Here is an 18,258-nt window from a genome sequence, read left to right on the forward strand (position 1 = left end):
TAACTCCTTGCCTAAAGGACTGAATCAGCCTTGTTTTTTGGTAACGGTTTCGACGATGTGCGACGGAGCCGTATTGTATTTTTTGAATTCCATAGAGTAGCTTGCGCGACCCTGGGACATGGAACGAACGTCGGTCGCATAACCGAACATCTCGCCCAGCGGAACTTCGGCACGAATTACTTTGCCGGAGACCGTGTCTTCCATACCCAAGATCATGCCGCGACGACGGTTAAGATCGCCCATCACGTCACCCATATAGTCTTCAGGCGTAACAACCTCTACCGCCATGATCGGTTCAAGCAACTCACCGCCGCCCTTCTGGGCCAGTTGCTTGGTCGCCATGGAAGCAGCCACCTTAAACGCCATCTCGTTCGAGTCGACGTCGTGGTAAGAACCATCAAACACGGTAGCCTTCAGGCCGATCAGCGGATAGCCGGCAACAACGCCGTTCTTCATCTGCTCTTCGATACCCTTCTGGATAGCCGGGATGTATTCCTTAGGAACCACACCACCCACTACTTCGTTCAGGAATTGCAGACCTTCCTGACCTTCGTCAGCAGGAGCAAAGCGAATCCAGCAATGACCGAACTGGCCACGACCGCCGGACTGACGAACGAACTTGCCTTCGATTTCGCAGTTCTTCGTGATGCGCTCACGATACGAAACCTGAGGCTTACCGATGTTGGCTTCGACGTTGAACTCACGGCGCATCCGGTCAACCAGGATGTCCAGGTGCAGCTCGCCCATGCCGGAGATGATCGTTTGACCAGTCTCTTCATCAGTCTTGACGCGGAAAGACGGGTCTTCCTGAGCAAGTTTGCCCAGAGCGATACCCATTTTTTCCTGGTCATCCTTGGTCTTAGGCTCTACGGCAACCGAAATAACCGGCTCCGGGAAGTCCATGCGAACCAGGATGATTGGCTTGTCAGCGTTGCACAAGGTTTCACCAGTGGTGACGTCCTTCATGCCGATCAGGGCCGCGATGTCACCAGCGCGTACTTCCTTGATCTCTTCACGGGCGTTTGCGTGCATTTGCACCATACGACCCACGCGCTCTTTCTTGCCTTTGACCGAGTTGATCACGCCGTCGCCGGAGGCCAACACGCCCGAGTAAACGCGAACGAAGGTCAAGGTACCCACGAATGGGTCGGTAGCGATCTTGAACGCCAGAGCCGAGAACGGCTCGTTGTCGTCTGCATGACGCTCCATTTGCTTTTCCTCGTCATCCGGGTCGGTACCCTTGATGGCAGGAATGTCGGTCGGAGCCGGCAGGTAGTCGATAACGGCGTCGAGAACCAGGGGAACACCCTTGTTCTTGAAGGAAGAACCGCAAACAGCCAGAACGATCTCACCAGCGATAGTACGCTGACGCAGAGCGGCCTTGATTTCCTCGATGGAGAGTTCTTCACCCTCGAGGTACTTGTTCATCAGCTCTTCGCTGGCTTCGGCCGCAGCCTCTACCATGTTGTTGCGCCACTCTTCAGCCAGTTCCTGCAGCTCAGCAGGGATGGCTTCGCGACGTGGAGTCATGCCCTTGTCAGCGTCGTTCCAGTAAACCGCTTCCATGGTCATCAGATCGATCTGACCCTGGAAGTTGTCTTCGGAACCGATAGCCAACTGGATCGGCACCGGAGTGTGACCCAGACGCTGCTTGATCTGAGCGATCACACGCAGGAAGTTCGCACCGGCACGGTCCATCTTGTTCACGTAAACGATACGTGGAACGCCGTACTTGTTGGCTTGACGCCATACGGTTTCGGACTGAGGCTCAACGCCGGAAGTGCCGCAGAACACAACGACCGCGCCGTCGAGTACACGCAGGGAACGCTCAACCTCAATAGTGAAGTCTACGTGACCCGGGGTATCGATGACGTTGAAGCGGTACTGGTCCTTGTGCTGCTTGGCGGAACCCTGCCAGAAGGCGGTAATGGCAGCAGAAGTAATGGTAATACCACGCTCCTGCTCCTGAACCATCCAGTCAGTGGTCGCAGCGCCGTCATGCACTTCGCCCATCTTGTGGCTTTTGCCAGTGTAAAAAAGGACGCGCTCGGTGGTGGTGGTTTTACCAGCATCCACGTGAGCAACGATACCGATGTTACGGTAGCGATTAATCGGTGTAGTACGAGCCATAAAGCCCTCGCAAAATGAGTGACGCTAGAATTAGAAGCGGTAGTGCGAGAAAGCCTTGTTGGCTTCAGCCATACGGTGCACGTCTTCACGCTTCTTAACTGCAGCACCTTTACCTTCGGCGGCGTCCAACAGTTCGCCAGCCAAACGCAGAGCCATGGACTTCTCGCCACGCTTACGGGCGAAGTCTACCAGCCAGCGCATTGCCAGAGCGTTACGACGGGAAGGACGAACCTCGACCGGAACCTGGTAAGTAGCACCACCAACGCGGCGCGACTTCACTTCGACCAGCGGAGCGATGGCGTCGAGTGCTTTTTCGAAGAGTTCCAGGGGATCGGTGCCGGCCTTACGAGCCTTCACGGTATCCAGGGCACCATAAACGATACGCTCGGCAACGGCTTTCTTGCCGCTTTCCATTACGTGGTTCATGAATTTGGCGAGGATTTGGCTTCCGTATTTCGGATCGTCCAGAATCTCACGCTTGGCTGCTACGCGACGTCTTGGCATTGATAAGCCCTCAAACGGTCTTCAGGTTAGCCCGGGACAGATCCTGTGGATACGTGCCCGACCTTACTCTTATCGACTCAATAAAATTAAAAACTGCAAAACGGCCGATTACTTCGGACGCTTGGTACCGTACTTCGAACGACCCTGGTTACGACCTTTAACACCGGAAGTATCCAACGAACCGCGAACGGTGTGATAACGAACACCTGGCAAGTCTTTTACACGACCGCCGCGGATCAGTACCACGCTGTGCTCTTGCAGGTTGTGGCCTTCACCACCGATGTACGAGGAAACCTCGAAACCGTTGGTCAGACGCACACGGCATACTTTACGCAGTGCCGAGTTAGGTTTTTTCGGCGTGGTGGTGTACACACGGGTGCACACGCCACGGCGTTGCGGGCAGTTCTGCAGCGCAGGCACGTCGGATTTCTCGACGATACGCTTACGCGGCTGACGTACCAGCTGGTTGATAGTTGCCATCTACTAGCTCCACTGTTGTCTTGCGACGCTATTGTCTTGCAAGAAAAGCAAAATGGCAGGAACGAATTCCCGCCAAATTTAGGGGTACAAGAGTCTAAAGAGGATCTTGCCCCCAGTCAAGGCAAGGCCCCGCCCTCCCCGCTCATCCAATCTCGACAATTTGTCTCGATTCGATGAACGGAGCGACCAGGGCCTCACATTCATTTACCGCAGAACTCAGTTACCGCTCAAGTTCAGCGCTTCGGTCAGTGCAGCTTCCACTTCACTGGCGCTTACGCGCAACGGTTTGTCTGCATCACGGCGACGCTTACGCTCGCTGTGATAAGCCAGACCGGTACCCGCCGGGATCAGACGACCCACGACAACGTTTTCTTTCAGGCCGCGCAGGTAATCGCGCTTGCCGGTTACCGCCGCTTCGGTCAGTACGCGAGTGGTTTCCTGGAAGGAAGCCGCCGAGATGAACGATTCGGTGGACAACGACGCCTTGGTGATACCCAGCAGAACGCGAGTGAACTTGGAGACAAATTTGTCTTCGTTGCTCAAACGCTCGTTCTCTACCAGAACGTGAGTCAATTCCATCTGGTCGCCCTTGATGAAACTGGAATCGCCGGATTCTGCGATTTCAACTTTACGCAGCATCTGACGCAGGATGGTCTCGATGTGCTTGTCGTTGATCTTCACGCCTTGCAGACGGTAAACGTCCTGGATCTCGTTAACAATGTACTTGGCCAGCGCACTCACACCCAGCAGACGCAGGATGTCGTGTGGATCGCTCGGACCGTCGGAGATAACTTCGCCGCGGTTTACCTGTTCGCCTTCGAACACGTTCAGGTGACGCCACTTCGGAATCAGCTCTTCGTACGGATCGCTACCGTCGTTCGGGGTAATGACCAGACGGCGCTTGCCTTTGGTCTCTTTACCGAACGCGATGGTGCCGCTGACTTCAGCCAGAATCGACGCTTCTTTCGGACGACGGGCTTCGAACAGGTCGGCAACACGCGGCAGACCACCGGTGATGTCACGGGTCTTCGAAGTTTCTTGCGGGATACGAGCGATAACATCACCGATCGCGATCTTCGCACCGTCCGCTACACCGACCAGGGCGTTGGCTGGCAGGAAGTACTGAGCGATAACGTCAGTGCCTGGCAGCAACAGATCCTTGCCGTTGTCGTCGACCATCTTCACGGCAGGACGGATATCCTTACCGGCAGCTGGACGATCTTTGGCGTCGAGTACTTCAATGTTGGTCATACCGGTCAATTCGTCAGTCTGACGTTTGATCGTGATGCCTTCTTCCATGCCCACGTAGGTCACGGTACCTTTCATTTCGGTAACGATCGGGTGAGTGTGCGGATCCCACTTGGCCACGATTGCGCCAGCGTCGACCTTGTCACCTTCTTTAACCGAAATCACAGCACCGTACGGCAGCTTGTAACGCTCACGCTCACGACCGAAGTCATCAGCGATGGCCAGCTCACCGGAACGGGACACAGCAACCAGGTGACCATCCACTCGTTCAACGTGTTTCAGGTTGTGCAGACGGACGGTACCGCCATTCTTCACCTGAACGCTGTCGGCTGCGGAGGTCCGGCTTGCCGCACCACCGATGTGGAACGTACGCATCGTCAGCTGGGTACCCGGCTCACCGATGGACTGGGCAGCGATAACGCCGACCGCTTCACCGATGTTCACCTGGTGACCACGAGCCAGATCACGGCCGTAGCACTTGGCGCAAATGCCGTAGCGGGTTTCGCAGCTGATCGGCGAACGCACGATCACTTCGTCGATGCTGTTCAGCTCGATGAACTCGACCCACTTCTCGTCTACCAGGGTGCCGGCAGGAACGATGACGTCCTCGGTACCTGGCTTGAATACGTCACGGGCGATAACACGACCCAATACGCGCTCACCCAACGGCTCTACAACGTCACCGCCTTCAATGTGCGGCGTCATCAGCAGACCGTGTTCGGTGCCGCAATCGATCTCGGTTACAACCAGATCCTGCGCCACGTCTACCAGACGACGAGTCAGGTAACCGGAGTTAGCGGTTTTCAACGCGGTATCCGCCAGACCTTTACGAGCACCGTGAGTGGAGATGAAGTACTGGAGTACGCTCAAACCTTCACGGAAGTTCGCAGTAATCGGCGTTTCAATGATGGAACCGTCCGGCTTGGCCATCAGGCCACGCATACCGGCCAGCTGACGAATCTGTGCTGCGGAACCCCGCGCACCCGAGTCGGCCATCATGTACATCGAGTTGAAAGATTCCTGGTCGACTTCGACGCCATGACGGTCGATGACTTTCTCTTTCGAGAGGTTGGCCATCATCGCCTTGGAGACTTCGTCGTTCGCCTTGGACCAAAGGTCGATCACTTTGTTGTACTTCTCGCCCTGGGTTACCAGGCCGGAGGCGTACTGACTTTCGATCTCTTTCACTTCGTCGGTGGCTGCACCGATGATGCGGGCTTTTTCATCCGGGATAACGAAGTCGTTAACACCGATGGAAACGCCGGAAATGGTCGAATAGGCAAAACCGGTGTACATCAACTGGTCAGCGAAGATCACGGTCTCTTTCAGACCAACCACGCGATAGCACTGGTTGATCAGCTTGGAGATCGCCTTTTTCTTCATCGGCAGGTTGACGACGTCGTACGACAGACCTTTTGGCACAACCTGGAACAACAGCGCACGGCCGACAGTGGTGTCGACGATACGGGTGTTGGTCACGCTGCCGCCATCACGGTCGTTGACGGTTTCGTTGATCCGGACTTTAACCTTGGCGTGCAGTGCGGCTTCGCCGGCACGGAACACACGGTCAACTTCCTGCAGATCCGCGAACACACGACCTTCGCCCTTGGCGTTGATCGCTTCACGCGTCATGTAGTACAGACCCAATACAACGTCCTGCGACGGAACGATGATTGGCTCACCGTTGGCTGGCGACAGAATGTTGTTGGTCGACATCATCAACGCACGCGCTTCCAGCTGGGCTTCCAGCGTCAGCGGTACGTGCACGGCCATTTGGTCGCCGTCGAAGTCGGCGTTGTACGCGGCGCAGACCAGAGGGTGCAGCTGGATAGCCTTGCCTTCGATCAGAACCGGTTCAAACGCCTGGATACCCAGACGGTGAAGGGTCGGTGCACGGTTGAGAAGAACCGGGTGTTCGCGAATCACTTCAGCGAGAACATCCCAAACCTCTGGCAGTTCGCGCTCGACCATCTTCTTGGCAGCCTTGATGGTGGTCGCGAGACCACGCATTTCCAGCTTGCCGAAAATGAACGGCTTGAACAGCTCGAGAGCCATCTTCTTCGGCAGACCGCACTGGTGCAGACGCAGGGTCGGACCTACGGTAATTACCGAACGGCCGGAGTAGTCAACACGCTTACCGAGCAAGTTCTGACGGAAACGACCCTGCTTACCCTTGATCATGTCAGCCAGGGATTTCAGAGGACGCTTGTTCGAACCGGTGATAGCGCGGCCGCGACGACCGTTGTCGAGCAGTGCGTCGACGGCTTCCTGCAACATACGCTTTTCGTTGCGCACGATGATGTCCGGAGCGGACAGATCCAGCAGGCGCTTCAAACGGTTGTTACGGTTGATCACTCGACGATACAGATCGTTGAGGTCGGAAGTCGCGAAGCGACCGCCATCCAGCGGGACCAGTGGACGCAGATCTGGCGGCAGAACCGGCAGAACGGTCAGCACCATCCACTCTGGCAGGTTGCCGGAACCCTGGAAGGCTTCCATCAACTTCAGACGCTTGGACAGCTTCTTGATCTTGGTTTCGGAGTTGGTTTGCGGAATCTCTTCACGCAGACGGCCAATCTCGTGCTCCAGGTCGATAGCGTGCAGCAGTTCGCGGACAGCTTCGGCACCCATGCGGGCATCGAAATCGTCGCCGAACTCTTCCAGCGCTTCGAAGTACTGCTCATCGTTCAGCAGCTGACCTTTCTCAAGGGTGGTCATGCCTGGATCGATAACGACGTAGCTCTCGAAGTAGAGAACGCGCTCGATATCACGCAGGGTCATGTCCATCAGCAAGCCGATACGGGACGGCAGCGATTTCAGGAACCAGATGTGAGCAACCGGCGAGGCCAGTTCGATGTGCGCCATGCGCTCACGACGAACTTTTGCCAGCGCGACTTCAACGCCGCACTTCTCGCAGATTACGCCACGGTGCTTCAAGCGCTTGTACTTACCGCACAGGCACTCGTAATCCTTTACCGGGCCAAAGATCTTGGCGCAAAACAGGCCGTCACGCTCAGGTTTGAACGTACGGTAGTTGATGGTTTCCGGCTTTTTAACTTCACCGAACGACCACGAACGGATCATCTCAGGCGATGCCAATCCGATACGGATGGCGTCGAACTCTTCGACTTGACCCTGGTTTTTCAGCAAATTCAGTAGGTCTTTCAAGGCCTTTCCTCCTGGCGGAGCAGAGAGCGGGCAATCCTGCCCCGCTCTCGATTCGCGTCACGTGTTATTCGGTTTCCAGATCGATATCGATGCCGAGGGAACGAATTTCCTTGATCAACACGTTGAAGGACTCGGGCATGCCCGGCTCCATACGGTGATCGCCGTCCACGATGTTTTTGTACATCTTGGTCCGGCCGTTCACATCGTCCGACTTCACTGTGAGCATTTCTTGCAGAGTGTAAGCAGCACCGTATGCTTCCAGTGCCCAGACCTCCATCTCCCCGAAACGCTGACCACCGAACTGCGCCTTACCACCCAGCGGCTGCTGGGTAACCAGGCTGTACGAACCGGTAGAACGAGCGTGCATCTTGTCGTCTACCAAGTGGTTCAGCTTCAGCATGTACATGTAGCCAACGGTAACCGGGCGCTCGAACTTGTTGCCGGTACGGCCGTCGGTCAGCTGCATCTGGCCGCTTTCTGGCAGGTCTGCCAGTTTCAGCATGGCCTTGATTTCGCTTTCCTTGGCGCCGTCGAACACTGGAGTGGCCATTGGAACGCCGCCACGCAGGTTTTGAGCCAGATCCAGGATTTCCTGGTCGGAGAAGTCATCGAGGCTTTCCTGACGACCGCCGATCTCGTTGTAGATCTCGTGCAGGAACTTACGCAGCTCGGCAACCTTGCGCTGCTCTTCAACCATGCGGTTGATCTTCTCGCCCAGACCTTTGGCCGCGAGGCCCAGGTGGGTTTCAAGGATCTGACCGACGTTCATACGCGAAGGTACGCCCAACGGGTTGAGGACGACGTCGACCGGGGTGCCATTGGCATCGTGCGGCATGTCTTCAACCGGCATGATCACGGAGACCACACCTTTGTTACCGTGACGACCGGCCATCTTGTCGCCCGGCTGGATGCGACGACGGATTGCCAGGTAAACCTTGACGATTTTCAGCACGCCCGGAGCCAGGTCATCGCCCTGCTGCAGTTTGCGCTTCTTGTCTTCGAACTTGTCGTCCAGCAGGCGGCGACGATCAACGATGTAGGCCTGGGCCTTCTCGAGCTGCTCGTTCAGAGCATCTTCAGCCATGCGCAGTTTGAACCACTGGCCGTGCTCAAGACCGTCGAGTACTTCGTCGGTGATGTCCTGACCTTTCTTCAGACCGGCGCCGCCTTCGGCTTTGTGGCCGACCAGAGCGGAGCGCAGACGTTCGAAAGTAGCACCTTCAACGATGCGGAACTCTTCGTTCAGATCCTTGCGGATCTCGTCCAGCTGGGACTTCTCGATCGACAGGGCACGAGCATCACGCTCAACGCCGTCGCGGGTGAAGACCTGTACGTCGATGACAGTACCTTTGGTACCGGTAGGTACGCGCAGGGAGGTGTCTTTAACGTCGCTGGCTTTTTCACCGAAGATCGCACGCAGCAGTTTTTCTTCCGGAGTCAGTTGAGTCTCGCCTTTCGGAGTGACCTTACCGACCAGGATGTCGCCTGCGCCAACTTCAGCACCTACGTAAACGATACCGGCTTCGTCCAGCTTGTTCAGTGCAGCTTCACCCACGTTCGGGATGTCCGCAGTGATTTCCTCTGGGCCAAGCTTGGTGTCACGGGCCACACAGGTCAGTTCCTGGATGTGGATCGTGGTGAAACGGTCTTCTTGAACAACGCGCTCCGACAGGCAGATGGAGTCTTCGAAGTTGAAGCCGTTCCATGCCATGAAGGCGATGCGCATGTTCTGACCCAGTGCCAGTTCACCCATGTCGGTGGACGGACCGTCGGCCATGATGTCGCTACGCTGAACCCGATCACCCTTACGCACCAGCGGACGCTGGTTGATGCAGGTGTTCTGGTTGGAGCGGGTGTATTTGGTCAGGTTGTAGATGTCGACACCGGCTTCACCGGTTTCAACTTCGTCATCGGCAACACGAACCACGATACGGCTGGCGTCGACGGAGTCGATCACGCCGCCACGACGAGCCACGACGCAAACGCCGGAGTCACGGGCTACGTTACGCTCCATGCCGGTACCTACCAGCGGCTTGTCAGCGCGCAGGGTTGGTACAGCTTGACGCTGCATGTTCGAACCCATCAACGCACGGTTGGCGTCGTCGTGCTCGAGGAACGGAATCAGCGACGCAGCAACCGAAACTACCTGCTTCGGCGATACGTCCATCAAGGTGACGTCTTCCGGCGCCTTGACGGTGAACTCGTTCAAGTGACGAACAGCTACCAGCTCGTCGATCAGGACTTTCTTGTCGTTCATCGTGGCCGAAGCCTGAGCGATCACGTGATCGGCTTCTTCGATGGCAGACAGGAACACGATCTCGTCGGTGACCAGAGCGTCTTTCACCACACGGTACGGGCTCTCGAGGAAGCCGTACTGGTTGGTGCGCGCATAGGCGGCCAGGGAGTTGATCAGACCAATGTTCGGACCTTCCGGTGTTTCGATCGGGCATACGCGACCGTAGTGAGTCGGGTGTACGTCACGAACTTCAAATCCGGCACGCTCACGAGTCAGACCGCCAGGGCCGAGTGCAGAGACACGACGCTTGTGGGTGATCTCGGACAGCGGGTTGTTCTGGTCCATGAACTGGGACAGCTGGCTGGAACCGAAGAACTCTTTCACCGCCGCAGCCACTGGCTTGGCGTTGATCAGGTCTTGCGGCATCAGGCCTTCGCTTTCAGCCATCGACAGACGCTCTTTGACCGCACGCTCAACACGTACCAGGCCAACGCGGAACTGGTTCTCGGCCATTTCGCCTACGCAGCGAACACGACGGTTACCCAGGTGGTCGATGTCATCGACGATGCCTTTACCGTTACGGATGTCGACCAGGGTCTTCAGTACCGCGACGATGTCTTCCTTGCACAGCACGCCCGAACCTTCGATCTCGGTACGACCGATACGACGGTTGAACTTCATCCGGCCGACCGCAGACAGGTCATAGCGCTCAGGGCTGAAGAACAGGTTGTTGAACAGGGTCTCGGCTGCGTCTTTGGTTGGCGGCTCGCCAGGACGCATCATGCGATAGATCTCGACCAGCGCTTCCAGTTGGTTGCTGGTGGAGTCGATCTTCAAGGTGTCGGAGACGAACGGACCGCAGTCGATATCGTTGGTGTACAGAGTTTCGATGCGAACAACGCCGGCCTTGGCGATTTTCGCCAGGATCTCGGTGTTCAGCTCGGTGTTGCACTCTGCCAGGATTTCGCCGGTTGCCGGATGCACGATGACCTTGGCGGTTGTGCGACCCAGGACGTAGTCCAGCGGCACATCCAGCTCTTTGATCCCGGCTTTTTCCAGCTGGTTGATGTGGCGAGCGGTGATACGGCGACCTTGCTCGACAATAACCTTGCCTTTGTCATCCTGAATATCGAGGACAGCGATTTCACCGCGCAGGCGCTGAGGCACCAGCTCCAGGCTCAGGGTCTCGCCCTTCACGTGGAATACGTTGGTGGTATAGAACGCGTCCAGCACTTCTTCAGTGGTATAGCCCAGTGCGCGCAGCAGTACCGAGGCAGGCAGCTTGCGACGACGGTCGATACGCACGAATACGCAGTCTTTCGGGTCGAACTCGAAGTCCAGCCACGAACCGCGGTAAGGAATGATGCGCGCGGAGTACAGCAGTTTACCGGAGCTGTGCGTCTTGCCACGGTCGTGGTCGAAGAACACGCCCGGGGAACGGTGCAGCTGGGAAACGATTACACGCTCGGTACCGTTGATTACGAAGGTACCGTTCTCAGTCATCAGGGGGATTTCACCCATGTAGACTTCTTGCTCTTTGATGTCCTTGATCGCTTTGTTCGACGATTCTTTGTCGAAAATGATCAGGCGCACTTTTACCCGCAAAGGTACGGCGTAAGTTACACCGCGCAATACGCATTCTTTGACATCAAATGCCGGTTCGCCCAGGCGATAACCGACGTACTCCAGCGCAGCATTGCCGGAGTAGCTGATGATCGGGAAAACGGATTTGAAGGCCGCATGCAGGCCCACGTCGCGGAACTGATCTTTAGTCGCTCCCGCTTGCAAGAATTCACGATACGAATCCAGCTGGATGGCCAGGAGGTACGGCACATCCATGACGTCCGGCAACTTGCTAAAGTCCTTGCGGATACGTTTTTTCTCAGTATATGAGTAAGCCATCAGCGTTCCCCAGCTTGGTCACCTGCTTGTTTGGCCCCTCCCGACGGGAGCAGCCAGAAAATCGTGCAAACCCCATGGTTTGCGCCACCGCATCGGGTGGTTACAGCACGTTATCGGCACCGACCCAGTCGGCTGCCAATAACGGAAAAAGGCCGGTGGCAAGAGCCACCAGCCATCAGCCTGTCGCTTAACGCTCGGGCTGGAGGAGCAAAGTCGATGCTTACTTCAGCTCGACTTTAGCGCCTGCTTCTTCCAGAGCTGCTTTGGCTTTGTCAGCTGCGTCTTTGGCAACAGCTTCCAGAACCATGGCAGGAGCGCCGTCAACTACAGCCTTGGCTTCTTTCAAGCCCAGACCGGTCAGTTCACGTACAGCCTTGATCACGTTAACTTTCTTCTCGCCAGCTTCGGTCAGCATGACGTTGAATTCGGTTTGCTCTTCAACAGCGGCAGCAGCAACAGCTGGACCAGCCGATGCAGCAGCAGCGGTAACACCGAATTTTTCTTCGAAAGCTTTGATCAGCTCAACAACTTCCATTACGGACATGTTGCCAACTGCTTCAAGGATATCGTTCTGAGAGATAGACATGAATCTAATTCCTGATATTGGGGACGGCCTACGCGACCATCGAAAAAAACAAAAAACGCGAGAAGTTGACGAGCCTTAGGCTGCAGCAGCTTCTTTCTGGTCGCGAATTGCCGCCAGAGTACGAGCCAATTTGCTGGTAGCGCCTTGAATCACGCTCATCAGCTGAGAAATTGCTTCGTCACGGGTCGGCAGAGTTGCCAGCACGTCGATTTGGTTAGCTGCGAGGAACTTGCCCTCGAACGCAGCTGCCTTGATCTCGAACTTGTCCTGACCCTTTGCGAATTCCTTGAAGATCCGGGCAGCAGCGCCTGGATGTTCTTTGGAGAACGCAATCAGGGTAGGGCCGGTGAACACGTCGTTGAGGACACTGAATTCAGTGTCAGCAACAGCGCGCTTGAGCAGGGTGTTACGTACGACACGTACGTAAACGCCAGCTTCACGAGCCTCTTTACGGAGTCCGGTCATCGCGCCTACTGTTACGCCACGGGCATCAGCCACGACAGCGGACAGAGCGACTTTGGCAGCCTCGTTGACTTCAGCGACGATGGCCTTCTTGTCTTCGAGTTTAATTGCCACGGGTTTAACTCCTGCTTGTTACCGTTTCATCTGGTCGAAACCGGATGTCGTTTTGGTGTCTGATTCGGTAAGGAACCGGGAGCACCATCTGCGTAGGCTTGAGGTTTAAGACTTGCGTCGCCTACGGTCTTGGATAGCCCCCGCCAGGCAGGGACCCCAATCTTTCAATTGGCGCAGTCAACTGCGCCAATTTTTGTCTTACGCGTCCAGCGAGCTCTGGTCGATGACCAGACCTGGGCCCATAGTGGTGCTCAGGGTAACGCGCTTGACGTAGATACCTTTCGAGGAAGCTGGCTTGATACGCTTCAGGTCAGCGATCAGGGCTTCAACGTTTTCCTTCAGCTTGACGGCATCGAAGCCGATCTTGCCAACGGAAGTGTGGATGATGCCGTTTTTGTCGGTGCGATAACGAACCTGACCAGCCTTGGCGTTTTTAACCGCGGTAGCTACGTCTGGGGTTACGGTGCCGACTTTAGGGTTAGGCATCAGGCCACGTGGACCGAGGATCTGACCCAACTGACCTACAACGCGCATTGCATCCGGGGATGCAATCACTACGTCATAGTTCAGGTCGCCGCCTTTCATTTCGGCAGCCAGGTCATCCATACCTACGCGGTCAGCGCCGGCAGCCAGAGCGGCTTCAGCAGCTGGACCCTGGGTGAACACAGCAACGCGAACAGTCTTGCCAGTGCCGTGTGGCAGCACAGTAGCGCTACGAACGACCTGGTCGGATTTACGCGGGTCAACACCCAGGTTCACAGCTACGTCGAACGACTCGCTGAACTTGACAGTCGACAGCTCGGCCAGCAGAGCAGCGGCGTCTACAAAGTTGTAGGCCTTGCCTGCTTCGATTTTGCCGGCGATAGCCTTTTGACGCTTGGTCAGCTTAGCCATTACACACCCTCCACGTTAAGGCCCATGCTACGAGCAGAACCGGCGATAGTACGCACGGCTGCTTCCATATCAGCTGCAGTCAGATCCGCGTTTTTGGTTTTCGCGATTTCTTCCAGCTGAGCACGAGTCACGGTGCCAACCTTAACGGTGTTCGGACGAGCGGAACCGCTGGTCAGACCGGCCGCCTTCTTCAGCAGAACCGAAGCAGGGGTGGATTTGGTTTCGAAAGTGAAGCTACGGTCGCTGTAGACAGTGATGATCACTGGAGTCGGCAGACCTGGCTCAAGACCCTGAGTACGGGCGTTGAAAGCCTTGCAGAATTCCATGATGTTCACGCCGTGCTGACCCAGAGCAGGACCAACAGGTGGGCTTGGGTTAGCCTGAGCGGCCTTCACTTGCAGCTTGATGTAAGCGGTAATCTTCTTGGCCATGAGGCACTCCAATTACGGGTTCGAACGCCTCGAGAGGCTCCCCGGTTACTTGCGCGTTTATCCCAGTGACGACAAAACCCCACAGCCTACGGCTGCGGGGTTGGGATTTTTGCTCAGTTAGACCTTTTCGACCTGACTGAACTCGAGCTCCACCGGAGTAGAGCGACCGAAAATGAGCACTGCGACCTGGATCCGGCTCTTTTCGTAGTTAACTTCTTCAACAACACCGGTAAAGTCCGCGAACGGACCATCGTTGACTCGTACCGACTCACCCGGCTCGAACAACGTCTTCGGCTTCGGCTTGTCGCTACCATCAGCAACGCGGCGCAGAATCGCTTCTGCCTCTTTGTCGGTGATCGGCGCAGGCTTGTCGGCGGTACCGCCGATAAAACCCATCACCCGAGGAGTATCCTTGACCAAGTGCCAGGTACCCTCATTCATATCCATCTGCACCAGCACGTAGCCTGGGAAGAATTTGCGTTCGCTTTTGCGCTTCTGGCCATTGCGCATTTCAACCACTTCTTCAGTGGGAACCAGAATCTCGCCGAAGCCATCTTCCATACCGGCCAGCTTTACGCGCTCGATCAGCGAGCGCATTACATGCTTCTCGTAACCGGAGTAAGCATGCACAACATACCAACGCTTAGCCACGGGACACCCTTAGCCGACGATCAAGGAAACAAGCCAGCCGAGCAGGGAATCAAGCCCCCACAACAGCAACGCCATAACCAGAACAACAGCCACCACAATCAGGGTGGTCTGCGTGGTTTCTTGGCGAGTTGGCCACACGACTTTACGAATCTCGGTGCGAGCTTCCTTAACCAGTACAAAGAAAGACTTGCCCTTCGCAGTCTGCAGGCCTACAAAGGCAGCTACAGCAGCAATGGCGAGCAATGCGAGTACACGGTACAGGATCGGCGAAGCAGAGAAATACTGATTTCCAACAACGCCAACAATCACCAGAGCGACTACTACCAGCCACTTGAGGAGATCGAAGCGAGAGCCTTGAGCTTCAGCTTTAGGAGTCATCTATGAAGATCCTGTGAAAAGAAAGCCAGACACACCAAGTGAATCTGGCAGGTCAGGAGGGAATCGAACCCCCAACCTACGGTTTTGGAGACCGTCGCTCTGCCAATTGAGCTACTGACCTAAAACAAAATCAGGCCGACCATTATGCCGGCCTGAAGGAGACTTTACAACAATTTACTCTGGATCCCTGGTTACGACATCCGCACCGACGATACAACCACCATCACCGCGAACCACCAAAGGCAACCTGAACCACTTAAAACAAAGGCAGATATTTTCATATCTGCCTTGTTATATGGAGCTCTTGAGCGGATTTGAACCGCTGACCTCACCCTTACCAAGGGTGTGCTCTACCAACTGAGCTACAAGAGCGTAACACTGTGCAAAACCTGTAAACTTGGAGCGGGTAGCGGGAATCGAACCCGCATCATCAGCTTGGAAGGCTGAGGTTCTACCACTAAACTATACCCGCGAGGCTTACAGCTCTCGCTAAAAATGGTGGAGGGGGAAGGATTCGAACCTTCGAAGTCGTAGACGTCAGATTTACAGTCTGATCCCTTTGGCCGCTCGGGAACCCCTCCTAAGCGAGCCGGCATTCTACATCATGCCAGCCTTCTGTCAAGCATTTTTCTCATTAAAAACCTGAGCTTAGCTGCGTTGACCTCGCTTCACACCGCCAACCGTTTCCGGTGTTCGCTGTGGAGCGGGCGCCATTCTATGCAAACTATTCGATGGGTGCAACCCCCTCGCACGGCATTATTTTATGTTTTAACTCATTGAATTCTTTAGAAAGGTTTATCAGCTGAAGATCGTCCAGCCAGCGCCGGCTTTCCGGGGCCACACGTAGCCAATAACCAGCAGTTTCGGAGCCACCCCGGGGCAACGCCTGAAACTTCACATCCATACCAGCCAATCTGCGCTCAAGCCCCTGGGCCACGTCCTGACGGGTAAAACCGCCCAGATAAAGACAGCCGGAATCCGGCTGGGCTGCCTTGCCCTTGTCCTTGGCCGCCTCCCCCGCCTCACTCAACAGACGGATATCCTGCTGAGACCCGCGATACAAACTCAAAGGCGTGACATCCTTTGCGCGCAGCGGGGCCTCTTGTTGATGCCAGATGTAGTAGAAACCATTGAGGACAAGCAGCAGCAGAAACAACCAACGCATAAAAACCTCAGGACAAGGGACAGGCCATGGCCAATCCGACAAACACCAAGTCCGGAACCACCCTGGCCTGAGGCACGACCTCGGAAACCAGGTTTGCATCCCCCCCAGTGAGGAATACGACAAAGTCCTCACCCCAGTAGCTGCTCGCCAACTCGAGCTGAGTCAGCACGAAGCCGCGCAACATCAACAAACAACCACGCTCTACAGCCTCAACAGTCGCGCGACCCGGAACAAGACTCTCCAGGGCTTGCTCAGCCGCCAGGTCCCCATAACGAATCTTGCGAGTGTGGGTGCGCAGCTGGTTGCGCATCAACGGCATACCCGGACAGATGAAACCACCCAGGTGCTCTCCATCCGCTGCGATAAAGTCAGCAGTCACGGCCGTACCGAAGTCGAGAACCAGGCACGCACCTGAAGCGAGATGAAAGCCCCCAAGCATTGCAAGCCACCGATCCAGACCCAGGCGCTCAAACTCCTCGTACCCATTGCGCACGCCTGACATTTCGCGCGCAGGCGTTGCGCACACAACCGGCACATCATAGGTTTCCCTCAGCAAAGATGTCAGCGCACCGGTCTCTTCCGCAGTCCTGACGCTCACCAGCCGGCAAAACGTGAGGGCAAGCCCCTTGAGTGCCCCCACCCCCTCAAGCAATGCGAGATTGGAGTCGACAACCCCCTCACCAAGCACCCGCCCGGCATTTACGGCAAGCACGCGCCACTTGATGAAACTATTCCCACAATCGAGCTCAAGAATCATCACGCAACCTCAGGCTCAATTCACCACCACTGAAGACTTTCTCCACACCATCCACCTTCAGGCGCAAGGCACCCTGACCATCAATACCAAGCACCTCACCATCAATTTGATTGACACCGGCAATCAACGACACGCTTCGCCCCTGCCACAGGTGATTCTGCTCCCACTCGGACTGGATGGCCAAAAAGCCGCCCGCCTGATGACGCTCCAGGTATCGCTGCAGCATCTCCCCCAACCTGGCGGCCAATTGGTTGCGATCAAACAATTTGCCTGACTCGAGCCGCATGGATGTCCATTGCTGGTCCACCTCGTCAGCAGACTGCATGTTCACATTGATTCCCACCCCGAGAACCACATGGCACACATCAGCAGGATCACCGACCAACTCGAGCAATATTCCCGCTATCTTTTTCTGGCCCACAAGAACATCGTTTGGCCACTTCAATCCAGCAGCTGCAATACCGAGCTCACGCAGCGTCTGCAAAACAGCAAGCCCAACGACGAGACTCAAACCCTCCAACTGACGCATCCCACCATCAATGCGCAGTACCAGGCTGTAATAGACGTTTTCTGCGAACGGACTGACCCACTTGCGACCACGTCTCCCGCGCCCGGCCGTCTGCCGCTCCGCAAGCACAAGGAATGGCGCCGCTTGGCCCCGCTCTATGGCACGCAGTGCCTCGGCGTTCGTGGAGTCGATCGAGTCATAGACCTGGACGGGCCAGTCGCAGGAAAGCGCCTGCGCACTTATCTCGGAAGGATCGAGCAGCGCTAATGGTGCGGACAATTGATAGCCGCGCCCACGAACTTTATGAATAGACAAACCCAGCTCAGCCTCTAGATGCTGAAGCTGCTTCCACACGGCGCTGCGGCTGACGCCCAGGGCAGCACCCAACGCTTGACCCGAATGGAACCGGCCATCTTTAAGAAGCTTTAACAACGTCAGCATGCAGGTCTCGCCTCACAATGAGGCCCGCATGATAGCCACGCGCCGAGCTATTGCATAGAAATCCAGTATCCGTGGCTTTTCTGCGGACAAAAACAAAACCCCTACCTGCGTACGCAGATAGGGGTTTCGGAATTTGATCTTGACGATGACCTACTCTCACATGGGGAAACCCCACACTACCATCGGCGATGCATCGTTTCACT

Annotated in this window: 14 protein-coding genes and 4 tRNA genes; all 18 read right to left on the bottom strand. The window is 56.0% G+C overall.

The window, feature by feature from the left end; translation table 11 throughout:
- Positions 1-24: 24 nt before the first annotated feature.
- The 18 genes from fusA to birA all read right to left on the bottom strand — a co-directional run bounded on the left by fusA (position 25) and on the right by birA (position 18,055).
- A complete protein-coding gene (gene fusA / locus PMI31_RS11575; protein ID WP_008018196.1) occupies positions 25-2,130 on the bottom strand; it encodes an elongation factor G in 2,106 nt (701 codons plus the stop codon).
- A gap of 30 nt (positions 2,131-2,160) precedes the next feature.
- Positions 2,161-2,634: a 30S ribosomal protein S7 gene (gene rpsG, locus PMI31_RS11580; protein WP_007970418.1), complete on the bottom strand. Its 474-nt coding sequence runs from the start codon at positions 2,632-2,634 to the stop codon at positions 2,161-2,163.
- A gap of 108 nt (positions 2,635-2,742) precedes the next feature.
- Positions 2,743-3,114, bottom strand: a complete 372-nt coding sequence (gene rpsL / locus PMI31_RS11585; protein WP_003186084.1) for a 30S ribosomal protein S12 — start codon at positions 3,112-3,114, stop codon at positions 2,743-2,745.
- Positions 3,115-3,330: 216 nt separating this feature from the next.
- A complete protein-coding gene (gene rpoC, locus PMI31_RS11590) occupies positions 3,331-7,530 on the bottom strand; it encodes a DNA-directed RNA polymerase subunit beta' (protein WP_008018198.1) in 4,200 nt (1,399 codons plus the stop codon).
- A 64-nt stretch (positions 7,531-7,594) separates the two neighbouring features.
- On the bottom strand, positions 7,595-11,668 hold the full coding sequence (rpoB, locus tag PMI31_RS11595; RefSeq protein WP_008018199.1) for a DNA-directed RNA polymerase subunit beta: 4,074 nt from the start codon (positions 11,666-11,668) through the stop codon (positions 7,595-7,597).
- Between the two features lie 220 nt (positions 11,669-11,888).
- Positions 11,889-12,254: a 50S ribosomal protein L7/L12 gene (gene rplL / locus PMI31_RS11600; protein WP_008018200.1), complete on the bottom strand. Its 366-nt coding sequence runs from the start codon at positions 12,252-12,254 to the stop codon at positions 11,889-11,891.
- A gap of 75 nt (positions 12,255-12,329) precedes the next feature.
- Entirely contained in the window at positions 12,330-12,830 is a 501-nt protein-coding gene (rplJ, locus tag PMI31_RS11605; RefSeq protein WP_007970413.1) for a 50S ribosomal protein L10, read from the bottom strand.
- Positions 12,831-13,028: 198 nt separating this feature from the next.
- A complete protein-coding gene (gene rplA / locus PMI31_RS11610) occupies positions 13,029-13,724 on the bottom strand; it encodes a 50S ribosomal protein L1 (protein WP_003186095.1) in 696 nt (231 codons plus the stop codon).
- Complete coding sequence (gene rplK / locus PMI31_RS11615; RefSeq protein WP_007933726.1) at positions 13,724-14,155, bottom strand: 50S ribosomal protein L11; 432 nt, start codon at positions 14,153-14,155, stop codon at positions 13,724-13,726. Before rplK ends, rplA begins: the two co-directional genes overlap by 1 nt.
- 117 nt (positions 14,156-14,272) lie before the next feature.
- Positions 14,273-14,806: a transcription termination/antitermination protein NusG gene (gene nusG, locus PMI31_RS11620; protein WP_007984405.1), complete on the bottom strand. Its 534-nt coding sequence runs from the start codon at positions 14,804-14,806 to the stop codon at positions 14,273-14,275.
- A gap of 9 nt (positions 14,807-14,815) precedes the next feature.
- Positions 14,816-15,184: a preprotein translocase subunit SecE gene (gene secE / locus PMI31_RS11625; RefSeq protein ID WP_008018201.1), complete on the bottom strand. Its 369-nt coding sequence runs from the start codon at positions 15,182-15,184 to the stop codon at positions 14,816-14,818.
- Between the two features lie 45 nt (positions 15,185-15,229).
- Positions 15,230-15,305: transfer RNA gene (locus PMI31_RS11630), tRNA-Trp, on the bottom strand.
- A 175-nt stretch (positions 15,306-15,480) separates the two neighbouring features.
- Positions 15,481-15,556: transfer RNA gene (locus tag PMI31_RS11635), tRNA-Thr, on the bottom strand.
- Positions 15,557-15,582: 26 nt separating this feature from the next.
- Positions 15,583-15,656, bottom strand: a tRNA-Gly gene (locus PMI31_RS11640).
- A 24-nt stretch (positions 15,657-15,680) separates the two neighbouring features.
- Positions 15,681-15,765 (bottom strand) — tRNA-Tyr (locus tag PMI31_RS11645).
- A 143-nt stretch (positions 15,766-15,908) separates the two neighbouring features.
- The gene (locus tag PMI31_RS11650; RefSeq protein WP_008018202.1) at positions 15,909-16,349 is read right to left on the bottom strand and encodes a hypothetical protein; all 441 of its coding nucleotides are present in this window, start codon (positions 16,347-16,349) and stop codon (positions 15,909-15,911) included.
- A 7-nt stretch (positions 16,350-16,356) separates the two neighbouring features.
- Positions 16,357-17,106 carry a pantothenate kinase gene (locus PMI31_RS11655; RefSeq protein WP_008018203.1) on the bottom strand — a complete coding sequence of 250 codons (750 nt, stop codon included), beginning with the start codon at positions 17,104-17,106 and terminating at the stop codon, positions 16,357-16,359.
- Positions 17,096-18,055: a bifunctional biotin--[acetyl-CoA-carboxylase] ligase/biotin operon repressor BirA gene (birA, locus tag PMI31_RS11660; RefSeq protein WP_008018204.1), complete on the bottom strand. Its 960-nt coding sequence runs from the start codon at positions 18,053-18,055 to the stop codon at positions 17,096-17,098. The genes PMI31_RS11655 and birA overlap by 11 nt, the downstream gene beginning before the upstream one ends.
- Between the last annotated feature and the right edge of the window lie 203 nt (positions 18,056-18,258).

It is taken from the genome of Pseudomonas sp. GM55 (assembly GCF_000282395.1).
Taxonomy (GTDB): domain Bacteria; phylum Pseudomonadota; class Gammaproteobacteria; order Pseudomonadales; family Pseudomonadaceae; genus Aquipseudomonas; species Aquipseudomonas fluorescens_CC.